Origin of the sequence: Flavobacterium sangjuense, assembly GCF_004797125.1 — a bacterium.
In the GTDB taxonomy this organism is placed as follows: Bacteria; Bacteroidota; Bacteroidia; order Flavobacteriales; family Flavobacteriaceae; genus Flavobacterium; species Flavobacterium sangjuense.
This window is the reverse complement of sequence record NZ_CP038810.1, coordinates 2,023,307-2,037,414: the sequence shown is the minus strand read 5'-3', so window position 1 is coordinate 2,037,414 and position 14,108 is coordinate 2,023,307. Positions and strand designations below refer to the sequence as shown.

The 14,108-nt window shown below is 35.6% G+C and carries 11 protein-coding genes; 6 read left to right on the top strand and 5 right to left on the bottom strand.

The window, feature by feature from the left end; all coding sequences use genetic code 11:
* The first annotated feature begins 72 nt into the window (after positions 1-72).
* Positions 73-2,862, top strand: coding sequence for an excinuclease ABC subunit UvrA (gene uvrA, locus GS03_RS08890; RefSeq protein ID WP_136153096.1), 2,790 nt, complete (start codon positions 73-75; stop codon positions 2,860-2,862).
* A gap of 49 nt (positions 2,863-2,911) precedes the next feature.
* Here uvrA and GS03_RS08885 read toward each other — a convergent pair whose 3' ends face one another.
* Entirely contained in the window at positions 2,912-4,099 is a 1,188-nt protein-coding gene (locus GS03_RS08885) for a M28 family peptidase (RefSeq protein ID WP_136152187.1), read from the bottom strand.
* A 281-nt stretch (positions 4,100-4,380) separates the two neighbouring features.
* Between GS03_RS08885 and GS03_RS08880 the strand changes: the two genes are divergently transcribed.
* A complete protein-coding gene (locus tag GS03_RS08880) occupies positions 4,381-5,004 on the top strand; it encodes a hypothetical protein (RefSeq protein WP_136152186.1) in 624 nt (207 codons plus the stop codon).
* Between the two features lie 91 nt (positions 5,005-5,095).
* Here GS03_RS08880 and GS03_RS08875 read toward each other — a convergent pair whose 3' ends face one another.
* The 3 genes from GS03_RS08875 to GS03_RS08865 form a co-directional block, all read right to left on the bottom strand.
* Positions 5,096-6,748, bottom strand: a complete 1,653-nt coding sequence (locus GS03_RS08875; RefSeq protein ID WP_136152185.1) for an MFS transporter — start codon at positions 6,746-6,748, stop codon at positions 5,096-5,098.
* 15 nt (positions 6,749-6,763) lie between these two features.
* Positions 6,764-8,863, bottom strand: a complete 2,100-nt coding sequence (locus GS03_RS08870; RefSeq protein WP_136152184.1) for a glycoside hydrolase family 97 protein — start codon at positions 8,861-8,863, stop codon at positions 6,764-6,766.
* 93 nt (positions 8,864-8,956) lie between these two features.
* The gene (locus GS03_RS08865; protein WP_136152183.1) at positions 8,957-10,174 is read right to left on the bottom strand and encodes an NAD(P)-dependent oxidoreductase; all 1,218 of its coding nucleotides are present in this window, start codon (positions 10,172-10,174) and stop codon (positions 8,957-8,959) included.
* 215 nt (positions 10,175-10,389) lie between these two features.
* On the opposite strand from GS03_RS08865, the gene GS03_RS08860 reads away from it, so the two are divergent.
* Positions 10,390-11,592 (top strand): serine hydrolase domain-containing protein, encoded by a 1,203-nt coding sequence (locus GS03_RS08860; protein WP_136152182.1) that lies wholly within the window; start codon positions 10,390-10,392, stop codon positions 11,590-11,592.
* On the top strand, positions 11,549-11,968 hold the full coding sequence (locus GS03_RS08855; protein WP_246034050.1) for a ribosomal maturation YjgA family protein: 420 nt from the start codon (positions 11,549-11,551) through the stop codon (positions 11,966-11,968). The genes GS03_RS08860 and GS03_RS08855 overlap by 44 nt, the downstream gene beginning before the upstream one ends.
* Before the next feature lie 51 nt (positions 11,969-12,019).
* Here GS03_RS08855 and GS03_RS08850 read toward each other — a convergent pair whose 3' ends face one another.
* Positions 12,020-12,802, bottom strand: coding sequence for a hypothetical protein (locus GS03_RS08850; protein WP_136152181.1), 783 nt, complete (start codon positions 12,800-12,802; stop codon positions 12,020-12,022).
* Between the two features lie 96 nt (positions 12,803-12,898).
* On the opposite strand from GS03_RS08850, the gene GS03_RS08845 reads away from it, so the two are divergent.
* Both GS03_RS08845 and GS03_RS08840 read left to right on the top strand, forming a co-directional pair.
* Entirely contained in the window at positions 12,899-13,429 is a 531-nt protein-coding gene (locus GS03_RS08845) for a GNAT family N-acetyltransferase (RefSeq protein WP_136152180.1), read from the top strand.
* A gap of 4 nt (positions 13,430-13,433) precedes the next feature.
* A complete protein-coding gene (locus GS03_RS08840) occupies positions 13,434-14,108 on the top strand; it encodes a hypothetical protein (RefSeq protein ID WP_136152179.1) in 675 nt (224 codons plus the stop codon).

The following is a 14,108-nucleotide window of genomic DNA, read 5'->3' as shown; positions in this document are numbered from 1 at the left end:
CAATTTGGTTACGACCTATTATAAGAAATAAATTGGGAAATGATTACCTTTGCGTTTATTCCTTTTTTTGCTATGAAAAGTACTGAAATTGCTACTCTTGAACCTAAGAAAAACATCCTGATTAAAGGCGCTCAAATCCACAATCTAAAGAATTTGGATGTTGTAATTCCACGAAACGAATTGGTTGTCATTACCGGACTTTCGGGTTCAGGAAAATCGAGTTTGGCATTTGATACATTATATGCCGAAGGCCAGCGTCGCTATGTGGAAAGTTTATCATCTTACGCACGTCAGTTTTTGGGAAGATTGGACAAGCCAAAAGTGGAATACATCAAAGGAATTGCGCCGGCAATTGCCATTGAACAAAAAGTAAATACAACTAATGCGCGTTCAACCGTCGGAACTTCTACCGAAATTTATGATTATTTAAAACTGCTTTTCGCCCGAATCGGGAAAACCTTTTCACCGGTTTCGGGAAATGAAGTAAAAAAAGATACCGTCACCGATGTTATTGCTAAAGTTAAAACGTTTGCTTTAGACAGCAAATGGCTGCTCCTGTCACCTATTCATTTGGAACAAGGAAGACAATTGGAAGACAAACTAAAAGTGTTATTACAGCAAGGTTTTGCCCGAATTTTGGTGAACAACGAAATGGTGCGTTTAGACGAAATTGATCAACATTCTTTTGATAATAAAGACATTCTTTTAATTATTGACCGAATCGTAGTTAAAGAGGAAGAAGAATTCTTCAATCGTTTGGCAGATGCAACGCAAACTGCTTTTTTTGAAGGTAAAGGCATTTGTTATCTTCAGGAATTGGACTCTAATAAGCGATTGACTTTTAGTTCTAATTTTGAATTGGATGGCATTACTTTTCTAGAACCAAACATTCATCTTTTTAGCTTTAATAATCCTTATGGTGCTTGCCCAACCTGCGAAGGTTACGGCAATATCATTGGTATTGATGATGAATTGGTGATTCCGAACACAGCACTTTCTGTTTTTGAAAATGCTATATTTCCGTGGCGTGGTGAAAGTATGAGTTGGTATCGAGACCAATTGGTAAACAGTGCTTATAAATTTGATTTTCCGATACACAAGCCTTATTTCGAATTAACTGACGAACAAAAAGATTTGGTTTGGAAAGGCAACAGTTATTTCACCGGATTGAATGATTTCTTCCATGAACTGGAAGAGAAAAATTATAAAATTCAGAATCGCGTAATGTTGTCACGTTATCGTGGTAAAACCAAATGTACAACTTGTAAAGGCAAGCGTTTACGCAAAGAAGCAAACTATATAACCGTTGGAGGAAAAACCATTTCGGAATTAGTTGATTTATCAATCAAGAGATTAATTCCTTTCTTTAATGAACTTACACTTTCAGAATATGATCAAAAAGTTGCCAAACGTTTATTATTAGAAATCAATAATCGATTAGCTTTCTTAAGTGATGTTGGCCTGGATTATCTGACTTTGAACAGAAACTCGGCCACGCTTTCCGGTGGTGAATCACAGCGTATTAATTTGGCTACTTCGCTTGGAAGTAGTTTGGTTGGTTCAATGTATATACTCGATGAACCAAGCATTGGTTTACATCCAAAAGATACCGAGCGCTTAATCAAAGTCTTGAAAAACCTTCGTGATTTAGGAAATACTGTTATTGTGGTTGAGCATGATGAAGATATTATGAAAGCTGCTGACAGGATTATTGATATTGGTCCCGAAGCCGGAACTTTTGGTGGTGAATTAGTTGCCGAAGGAACATTTGATGAAATCTTAAAAGCTGATTCTTTAACAGCAAAATATTTAAACGGAGAATTAGAAATTTCTGTTCCGAAAAAAAGAAGAAAGTCTAACAATTTTATTGAAATAAAAGGCGCTAGAGAAAACAATCTTCAAAATGTAGATGTCGCTTTTCCATTAGAAAGCTTAACAGTTATAACCGGAGTTTCGGGAAGTGGAAAAAGTACGTTGGTAAAGAAAATTCTATTTCCGGCGATGCAGAAAAAGTTAGAAGGCATTGGAGACAAAGCCGGTCAATTCACAGAATTATCGGGAAGTTTTTCGCATATAAGACACATTGAATATGTTGACCAAAACCCAATTGGGAGAAGTTCGCGTTCAAATCCTGTGACTTATATCAAAGCGTATGATGACATTCGCGATTTGTATGCCAAAGAAAAGCTATCCAAAGTTCGTGGTTATCAGGCCAAGCATTTCTCTTTTAATGTTGATGGTGGACGCTGCGAAACCTGCAAAGGCGAAGGTTCAATAAATGTAGAAATGGTTTTCATGGCCGATGTTTCTTTGCCTTGCGAAACTTGTGGTGGAAAGCGTTTCAAAAAAGAAGTTTTGGAAGTAGCTTTTGAAGGTAAAAATATTGATGACATTTTAACGATGACTATCGATGATGCTATTGCCTTTTTTACCGAAAACAAACAGACAAAAATCACTCAGAAACTACAACCTCTGCAAGATGTTGGTTTGGGATATGTGCAATTGGGACAATCTTCTTCAACTCTTTCAGGCGGTGAAGCACAGCGTATTAAACTGGCTTCGTTTTTAGTAAAAGGTGTTACCAAAGAAAAAGCATTGTTCGTATTTGATGAACCAACGACAGGTTTGCATTTTCACGATATCAAAAAACTATTAGCTTCATTCGATGCATTAATTGAAAAAGGCCATTCGATTATTGTGATTGAACACAATCTGGATTTGATAAAATGTGCCGATTGGATTATTGATTTAGGTCCGGAAGGTGGTGAAAACGGTGGACAACTTCTAGCAGTAGGAACACCCGAAGATATTGTGAAAAACAAAAATTCCGTTACCGGATATTATCTAAAAGATAAGCTATAAAACAAAAAGCCTTCCAAATTGGGAGGCTTTTTTATATTATCTAATCAAATTATTCCACAATAATTTTCTTAGCAATTCTTTTATTCGATGTCTGCAAAACCGCAAGATACATGCCTTTTGACAAACCATCTAAAGAAACTGTCTCTATCAAATGTGCATTTTCGACGTGTTTATTAATAACTATTTTGCCTTGCAAATCAATTAAAGAAAAAGAATAATCGGTATCGATGATGCTTCCAATGTTGATATTCAAAACATCCTTGGCCGGACTTGGAAAGAAACTCACTTGGTTCTCATTTTGAAATTGGTCGTTTCCCAAAGCTGATGTTGCAGCCACAGCAAAATGCATTGTGGCTCCAATTGTAGCTTTGGCAACATTATAATTATAAACAGGATCCATATAAATTAACAAATCCGTATTAGTGTGTTTATGGGTTGTTTCATTGGTTTCAAAAAGCCCGGTTATAATTTCATTATTACTTTGAAACGACATATAATCCGAAGCATAAGCATAAGATAGTTGTGCGTTTAAAGGAGAATACAATTCGACACAAGTCATCAATTGGTTAGTCATAATGCTTGATTGGGCATTATTCGTTGAAGGAGAATTATTTGTATCTCTTTCACAAGTTATTGTATTGTTAGTCAAACCAGCAACGCCACCAACTTCATCCAAATTTAAAACCAAACGAATATCCATTTTTGGAGTAGTTCCGTTTACGATAGCGCTCACATAATGCTGACTTCCTTTTAGACCGTCTTCTTCTCCGCTGAAATTGATAAATTTAATTGAATATTCTGTTGGGATATTTTGCAACAATCTGGCAGTTTCCAAAATAGAAACTAATCCGCTTCCGTTATCATTAGTTCCTGAGCCACCAATGGAATCATAATGACCACAAACAATTACATATGTATTTGGATAAACGGTACCGACTTTGGTAACAATAAGGTTTTTACATACTGCTGTTGAACCAGTATACGTATAGGAATCTTCCACAATTTGATTTGCTGTATAACCAAATTCAAGGTATTTGTTTTTTAGCCAATCTAAAGTATTTTGCAGAGAGACAGTTCCTCTTCTTTTTAATCCCAATGCTTCGTAGGCTGTTAAATTGTTGGTGATATTTGCCTGAGAACATTGTTCTACTATTGAACCATAATAAGGAATATATTCCTGACCAAAACCTTTAGTAACTAATAAAAGAAAGAAAAATGAAAGTAGTAGGTTTTTCATTGATAATATGATAATGATTGTTTGTTTCTGTTTGCAAATCGGCAACAAATGTACTAAAAAAATGCAATTATTTCTTAGCTATAATAATTTAATTTGGAAATAAAATCAGTAATCCGATTTTTAAAATGCTGAATATCCATCAGTTAATTTATCTTAATCAAACCTTAAGAATTCTGTTTTGCGTTTTGGCACACCTATTGAAAAGTCCTAATCAACAATAAAATTTGTTCGAAGAAGCTGAAAATCGAAAGAGTAAGCAAAAAACTCAAATTAGAATGATTATGAAAAAAATTACCCTTTTAGTAGCTAGCATTTTACTGGTTGGAAGTGTAGCGAATGCATCAGAAATAATCAACAAATCTGGTGAAGAAAAAAGAACGAGATTTAGCTTTGATGAGCCAATCTCATTTACTGAGCGAGGAATTGAGTTTTTCGTTTTTCCAAATGGAGAATTTGATTTTAACACTCGTCCGGAAGACAGTCAAGGCGATTACTTTTATAAAGGCGCCGGAAAAAGAGGAACTACAGTTCAGGCAAGAAGACCAGTAAATTATGGTACACGAATTGAACATGATAGTTTTGGTAGAGTAAGACGAATTGGTAACACGTTTATCAATTATGACAGCAGAGATAGGGTAAGTCGTATCGGAACTGTTTATATGAAATACAACAGAACTGCGCTTGCACAAATTGGAGGAATGAGAATCATTTACAACCGAAGAGGCGAAATCGTTGATACCGTTGGACGCATAAAAGGTTACAGTAACTCCGGATATGCTTACAACTACAACAATCATTGGAACGATGACAATTATACAGCATCAAACTATAATGATAACGATTACTACTATTACAAAGCTGATGGTACAAAAGCAAAAGTTGAAGACGATAAAGAAAATAAATAAGTTTAGGTTAGATTGATTGGTTAGGTTTTGATGAGAAAATCCCGCAAAGTTGAAAGACGATGCGGGATTTTTGATTTATCTAATTTTCGGATTAATGGGTTTCATCCATTTCTATAGTGTCAACATCAATGTTTTGCTTTTTCAAAATGCCTTTTACCAAAAAGGCAAATAATGTCAGATAGGCAAAACAAACAACCGTAATAATATAGGATTGATGAATTCCAATGATATCAGATAGTTTTCCTTGTATTGGTGGGATAATTCCACCACCCAAAATCATCATAATTAAAAACGCCGAACCTTGAGAAGTATATTTTCCTAAACCAATAATGGATAAACTAAAAATTGCCGGCCACATAATGCTGCAGGCTAAACCACCAGCTAAGAAAGCATAGATTGCAATAGTTCCTGATGAACACAAACCAACTATCATTGCTAACATTCCGAAAACCCCGAAAATAATTAAGGTTCTGGCTGGTTTGTCTTTACTTAAAAAGAAAGCACCAATTTGAATAAGTACACAGAAAACATAATAATACAAAGGTTTCATATCTTTTCCTGAAAGAATATTAACGCCCAAGATAATTCCGAATGCTATCAACGGAATAATTATCAATGCTAATGTTTTGCTGCTGCCTTTTAAATTAAAAACACTAATGGCACCAGCCCAACGTCCAATCATTAAACTTCCCCAATACATCGAAACATAAGGAGCAATATCAGACGATTGCAGACTCCCAAATTCCTTCAGATTCAACAAACTTCCGAGGTTACTTCCTATAGCGACTTCTACTCCGACATAAGTAAAAATGGCAAGCATCCCCAAAACCAACTGCGGATATTGCATTGCTCCCCAACCTTCGGCTTTTTTCTGTGCTGAAGCATACGAAAATAATATTCCACCAACTACCACGGCCAAAGCGCCTAAAAGCCAGTTCATTCTGTATTGCTCTAAATCAGCCATATCAGCAGTACTCAAACTTGCTGTATCAATTTGATATGTTTTAAAAATTGGAATAAAGCATGCTGCCAATAAGATTGTCATTACAATTAATGTCCATAAAGCTTTGTTCGCTTTTTCCATTGGTTCATCTGAAATGCCTGCTGGCACCTTTTTGGAAAAATAAAATAAGCCTGCTGCTGCAATGAATAGTAATCCAACGCCAACATATAAAATAACAACTTTGCTTAATTCCAGACTCTTAATCTGGTCTTCTGAAACCGAAGCTGCAGTTCCAAATAAGGCTAAAGCCACTACTATCGGTCCAATGGTTGTTCCAAATGAATTGATTCCGCCTCCAAGATTTACCCTGTCTGCTCCTGTTTTTGGATTACCTAATAAAATTGCAAACGGATTTGCTGCCGTTTGTTGCAATGAAAAACCTAATGCTACGATAAACAATCCTACTAACATTCCGGCATACAAATTAGCTTCAACAGCCAAAATCATTGCTCCGGCTCCAAGTGCCGAAAACAATAATCCGTACACTATACTTTTTTTGTAACCCCATTTTCCAACAATGTCTTTTCCGCTGCTATTTCCAAAAGCAAAAAGCAACAAAGCGCCAATATAATAAGCAGTGTAAAAAGCAAAATCAACCAGCTGTGATTGAAATTGATCTAAAGAAAAATAACTTTTACAAAAAGGAATAAAAATACTGTTCCCGGCAGCAATAAAACCCCAAAAGAAAAAGACTGTAATAAGGGTATAAAGCGCAGGATAATTGGTTTTGGTTGTACTCATAAATATAGTTTTGGATTAGTTAATTGGTTCAAAAGAAATAGCAGTTCCGCCACCCGCTGCCATGTTTAATTGGATGAAATCTTTGTAAGTAACTGTTTTAGCAATAATTTCATAACTCTTTGGGTTATTTTGCCAATGTGCCTTTTTCCCATCCTGATAAATGATGGCTCTATATTTTTTTCCTGGCGTTAAAAATGCAAGGCTTACTTTGGTTCTTCTTGCATTCTCATCAGTGATAGCGCCGAGGAACCATTTTTCTGAATGCTTGTCTTTTCTGGCAACGGTAAGATAATCTCCAGGCTCAGCTTCTAAATATTTACTGTCCTGCCAATCAACTGCGACATCTTTTATAAATTGGAAAGCATCTGAATAGCGATCATAATTCTCAGGTAAATCGGCTGCCATTTGCAATGGAGAATACATGGTTACATATAGTGCCAATTGTTTAGCCAAAGTCGTATGTACTTGTTCCGTTTTCTTTGGATCGTAGTGATTCATCTTGATTTCAAAAATTCCGGGTGTATAATCCATTGGTCCACCAAGTAATCTGGTGAATGGCAAAATGGTTTCGTGCATTGGCGGATTCCCGTTACTCCAGCCATTGAATTCTGTTCCTCTCGCTGCTTCGGCTGCAATATAATTTGGATAGGTTCTGCTGTAACCTGTCGGTCTTGAGCTTTCGTGCGAGTTTACCATCAATTTGTAGTCTGCAAATCGTCGAGCCACAAAGTTGAAATGATTTACCAAGGTTTGACCATCATGAAATTCGCCACGCGGAATGATTCTTCCAACATAACCCGACTTCGCAGCCGGATAACCATATTTTTTCATTAATTCTAATGCCCTATCCAAATGTCGCTCGTAATTCGCCACAGAACCAGAGGTTTCGTGATGCATAATCATTTTAATCCCTTTTGATTTAGCATAATCATTCACGGCTTTTAAATCAAAATCAGGATAAGGCGTTGTAAAATCGAAAACATCTTCTTTCCAGTTGCCAAACCAGTCTTCCCAGCCAACATTCCAGCCTTCAACCAGAACGCCATCAAAACCATTTTTGGCAGCAAAATCAATATAACGTTTAGTATTTTCTGTTGTTGCTCCATGTTTTCCGGTTGGTTTTAACTGACCATCAGCTGCATTTTGTGCGTTTTGTGAACCGGCATAATCCCAGGTTGATTTTCCCACATGCATTTCCCACCAAACACCAACGTATTTCATCGGCTTTATCCACGATGTGTCTTCAATTTTTGATGGTTCATTTAGATTTAAAATCATTTTAGAGCTCACAATATCGCGCGCGTCATCGCTAATCATAATGGTACGCCAAGGCGAAACACAAGGTGCTTGCAAATAGGCTTTATCGCCAATAGCATTCGGAACTAGACGTGATTTTAATTTGAATTCGTTTGGCACCAAATCCAAATGCATTATTGGATAATTGACCACAGCCGCTTCAAAAATATTAAGATACAAACCATCTGTCGATTTCATCATTAACGGTGATTGAATAACATGTTTACCTGCAATGCTTTTTAAACCAATTCCATTATTCAAATCTATTTTTTCAGTATTTATTTCTGAAAGTTTCGTTTCGTTATAGGCGTATTCCTGACTGTCAAAATCGCCCGGAATCCAAAATGTTTTGTGGTCGCCAGTCAAGTTAAACTCAGACATTTCATCTGAAATAATAAAGTAATCCAACTTGGCTTGTTTTGGAAAATCATAACGGAAAGCAACACCTTCATCAAAGGCTTTGAAAATGATATTGATTCTTCTTCCGGTTGTCTTTTGCGAAAGCGCAATAGTTAGTTCGTTGTAGTTATCCTTGATGTTGGACTGCTCACCCAAAACTGGCTTCCAAGTTTCATTTATGGTTCTTTGGCGAACACTATCGATACTAAAATCAGCCGTCAAGTCGCCTCCGCTTTTTAACTTAACTCCCAAACGGCTATTCAGGACTATGGGTTTGTTTTTATAGGAAACCTCATAAGTCGGATTTCCATTTTTTGATAAGGAAAAATTAAGAGTGATTTGTTTGGATGGCGATTGCACGCTTTGCGCAGTAACCTGAAATCCTAAGAACAGTAATCCGATAAAGGCAATTCTTTTCATAAGAGATAATTTTGCTAAATATAGTAACTTTTTAAAAACAAAAAATCCCGAGCGAATCGGGATTATTATATAGTTATTAACTTAAAGGATTTTTTAGCTGTGAACGGTGTGTCCGTCAACATAGTCCTGTAAATAAGCAAAACGTTCTGTTAGTTTTCCGTTTTCGGTAATTTTGGCACGTTGCAGAATTCCGTCTTTATCATTGTTGAAGAAAGCCGGAATTACGTGTTCCATAAACATTTCGCCAAATCCTTCGCTCGCATCTTTTGGTAATTCACATGGCAAATTATCAACTGCCATAACCATTATTGAACCCGGATGCGTATAAGGAACTTCTCTGTTTTCGATTGGTAAAAAACCATAAAACGGTTCCGCAATCGTTGATGATCTTATGGTGCAGGCTATTGGGCCATCAACATCGCAGGAAATATCGGCAACAACTTTTATTTTACAATCGGATGCCTGAAGCATTTCAAGAGTCAGAATATCCGGAGCATCGTTTCCGTGGAAATGACCTGCCATGAAGATATCAGCAACTTTGGTAAAACGCTCAAAGTTAGAAGTATAAGATTCAGGATGCTTATAAAAATCATTATTATCTCCAGCTACAGTGCCGTCAATTCGCTTGTTATAATCCAAAACGTCAATTTGGGTGTAAACAGCTTCTGAATATATTTTGTTTAAGAAATCCTCCGGAGAAACCTGTTTTACTTTCATGCCATCAAGAATTTCCTTTGCTCCCATTCCGACTTTGCCATGACCGGTCAAAACAATTTTGATGTTTGGCAAAATTTGTCTTTTCAGGCGAACAACTAAATCTTCTTTTGTTTGCAGCGTTTCTGCTTTTGGCAAATTGAACAACTCATATTTTATCCCGAATGCTCTAAAACCATTATATGCTCCAACAATTCCTGCATAACGACCAAAGCCAATCAAACGTCTGTTACTTGCATCGACTATAGTTTCATGATCATATAACTCTATCTTTTTATCAAGTATAGCCTGAAGCAATTTTCGGTTATGCACTTGCTTTTTAATGGTATGCGAAAAGAGGAAATACTTTTTATTTGGAATTAAATAATCAACCGGAATTTCTTTTACCCCAAAAAGAACATCGCAATCTGAAACATCATCAACTACTTCAATGCCTAATTTTTTATATTCTTCATCAGTAAAAACTCTGATATCCGAACTTTCAACTTTGACTGTGGCATCGGGATGCTCTTTTTGCAAACGAACTAATGCTGACGGAGTGAAAACTACTCTTCTATCGGGTGGATTTTTTCGCTCTTTAATAATTCCAAACTTCATCGGGTACTTTTTTGTGATGCCAAAAGTAGTAGTAACGAAAACGTTTTCAAAACTTTTTTTGAAAAATAAATTCTGCCCAATTTTATCGTTGCTATTGATTAGTAAAGCTTTATAAATTTATCATAAAAAATTGTGAAAAACATGTTGAAAGCTTTCTTAAAAAGTAACTTTATGCCTTTAATGAATAATTATATTTGTTTTTCAATATTATTGCAATGACATCCAAAATTAGTCTCTATACTACCCAATTGCTTGCTATTATTCTGCTTACTATTTCTTGTTCAAAGCAAGAGAAGACGGATGATGGCATAATTAAAATGAATAAAAACGGTATTCCGGTAATGCAGCCTTTGCAAGAGGAATTGCCAAAACTTACTTCGGCTTATATCAATGACAAAAAATATGGCGTTAGTCGTTATTTTGAAAAAACATGGTCAGAGAAGAATGATAACGTAGCTTTTTTGGTTGCCAAAAACGGTCAGATAATTTATGAAAATTATATGGGCTATGCCAATAAAAGAACTGGGGAAATGATTTCTAAAAATATGCCATTGCATATTGCTTCTGTGAGTAAAGTATTGACTTCTACAGCAATTCTGATGCTTATTGATGCTAAAAAAATTACCTTGGACCAAAAGGTAAATACGATTATCAAAAACTTTCCTTATCCTGAAGTTACTATTCAAACACTCCTTAATCATCGTAGCGGCATGAGAAATTACGCCTACTTTACTTTTGAAAATGGCAATTGGGATAAAAAAGAAACCCTGACCAATGAAGATATTGTAAAGGTTATGGTAGAGAAAGGAATTACTTTAGAGAGACCAACCGACACCGGATTTGGTTATTGCAATACCAATTATGCAATGCTTGCCTTGATTATTGAAAAGGTTACCGGATTGAAATATCCTGAAGCAATGAAAGAAATGATTTTTGCACCGCTTGGCATGACCAATACCTTTGTTTTTGACATTGCAAAAGATCGTGACATCATTGCTCCGTCTTATAAAGGAAATAATGTAGAAATTGGAATTGATTATCTGGACGGAATTTATGGTGACAAAAACATCTATTCCACTCCGAGAGATTTATTGAAATTCGACAAAGCACGCTATGCTCCTTTTTTCCTGAATCCGGATTTGCTCAAAAAGGTGTATAAAGGATATAGTTATGAAGCCAAAGGAATTCGTAATTATGGTTTAGGTATCAGAATGTCAGAGTTTGAAAAAGGCGAACCTTATTATTATCATAACGGTTGGTGGCACGGAAACACTTCCTGTTTTATCAACTTACGAAAAGAGAAAGTTACGATTATAGTGCTGTCTAATAAGTTTACAAGAAAGACATATCAAGCTAAAAAACTAGCCGGCCTTTTTGGCGATTATCCATTCAAACTGGATGATGATGGTGAGGAATGATATGATAAAATTCGACCTGAAATATTTTGCATTAACTATTTCACTTTTCATTATCGAGACGCTAATTGCGCTTTATGTACATGACAACTTTGTGCGTCCTTACTTTGGAGATGTTCTGGTTGTAATCCTAATTTATTGCTTTGTAAAGTCATTTTTTAAATTAAAAGTGCTGACTGCTGCACTATTTGTCTTGCTATTCTCATTTGCGATAGAATTTCTGCAATACCTGAATATTGTTGAAAAGCTAGAATTACAACATTCAAAAATTGCCAGAACCGTTATCGGAACTTCTTTTTCCTGGGAAGATATTATTTCTTATGTTGCAGGAATACTTATTGTGATTTCAATTGAATATTTTATTAGTAAGAAGACATAAAAAAACCTATCTAAAAAGATAGGTTTTTATTTGAATTAAATTTCCAATTGATTAATCATCATCACCATCTTCATGCTCTCCACCTTCCATTTCTCCGCAGTCACCCAGATGTTCGTTTAATGTTAGAGCCAGAGCATTGTTTCCATCGGTATCGTTTGGCCCAATTTCAATAATGCCATTACCATTGCCATCAACTGCTGCGCTCAAGTCAACTTCACTCAACAACTGGTTTAAATCGAAGTTAAAAACTAAATCGAAAGAGTTGTTGCTGACTACAAGATTTTGGCCGGCATCTTCATAATCAATTTCTAAGTCCTGCTCAAAATCATGCCAGAAAACAAATGGTATTCCATTAATTGTTCCTCGTATTTCTACTGTTTTGTTATACAACGGAGAAGTGCTTACTAAATTTTTCCCTAATTCCAATTCTACTTCTTCATAAGTACCATTAGGAACAGATACAGTAGTGACTGGGGCTATTTGATTTAGTAAATCTAATTCCCATGGGCCATTTAACTCGACTTCATCGTCTCCGTCAAAAAAACCATCATGGTCGTCGTCTCCGTTGTCATTGTCGTTGTCACCGTTTTCATTATCATCGTCATCATCTGATTCTGCATATTTGAATGAGATTTCATTAACGTTGATTTTAAAACTGGTCAATACCACATCATTGTTAAGCGTTGTTGTAGTGTTTCTGCCCGCAGCCGGATTAGTGTAGGTCGCTTTTCCAATGACTCTCATGGTTCCGTATCCTGCACTACTTTCACTTGAACATGATGTTATCAGGAAAAACAAACCGATAAGTACGATAAGAATTTTTAAATTTTTCATTTTATTAAATTTATTTCTATAAAAGTAGTAAATATTTATGTTTATTTTGTTATAGTTTTTTTTTCGATTTTTCAATAATACCCATATAACCCAAAAATGGCTAAAAATTATACGATAAGAAATGCGAAGCCTAATGAGTTCGAAGCCATTGGCAAACTGATGGTTAATGTTTATTCACAACTTGACGGATTTCCAAAACCAACCGAACAGCCCGCCTATTATGCCATGCTTTCGAATATTGGTGATTTTACTACTAAACCGAATACTGAGCTTTTAGTAATCGTTTCAGAAGACAACAAAGTATTGGGTGGAGTTGTTTTCTTTGCTGATATGAAATACTATGGCTCTGGTGGCACTGCGACCTCAGAAACCAACGCTGCGGCTTTTAGATTGCTTGCCATTGATCCTGAAACTCGTGGACAAGGTTTGGGAAAACTTTTAACCGAAGCCTGCATCCAAAAAGCCAAAGATAAAAAGCTGTCACAAGTAATCATTCACAGCACAAAAGCAATGCAAACAGCTTGGAAAATGTATGAAAATATAGGATTTAAAAGATCGGAAGATTTAGATTTTATGCAGGGCGAGCTTCCTGTTTTTGGATTTCGTTTGTTACTTAAAAAATTATAATGATATGAAAAAAGCACTCCTTTTTATTTTATTCGCACTAAACATAAATGCTCAAACAAAAGATGAAGACATCAAAATCCGAATTGTAAAAGCTAAGCTGGTCGATAACGTTAGTGTATTTGGCATGAGAGATTTAAAGGTCAAGAATGATGAATTGAAGAAAGTTATGGTTAAAGCAAAAATTCTATCAACACCTGACAACAGAGCTAAATTAAGCGGATTTTCACTTATAGATAATGTAAATAAAATTCGTTATCGCTTGGCTGATTATAAAGGATATCTGGGAGTTATTGATGTTGCTGAATTCATTCCATATACCAAATTCGAATTATTTAATGAGAAAGGCAAAAAGATGGATTGGGAAGGTTTGCCCGAGTATAATCCAGCCGTCAAAGACTATTTTGACCAGTTCGATAAGGAAGGTTATACGAATGTAGAAATTCCGGTAAATTTTGGAACTAAAGAAAAACCAAACCTGAGTATTATCTATTTTGGCGAAACAGAACATGAAGACTTCACTGCGGAATTGTTTTTTGTAGTTTTCGAAAAATACAAAGACCTCGATTACGAGTTATATTATATGGATAAAAAAATTAGCGATATAAAGTTCAACAATCAAAAAGAAAAATCGGCCAAAGCCAAAAAACAATCTGACAACTCTGATTATAACGACGAATAA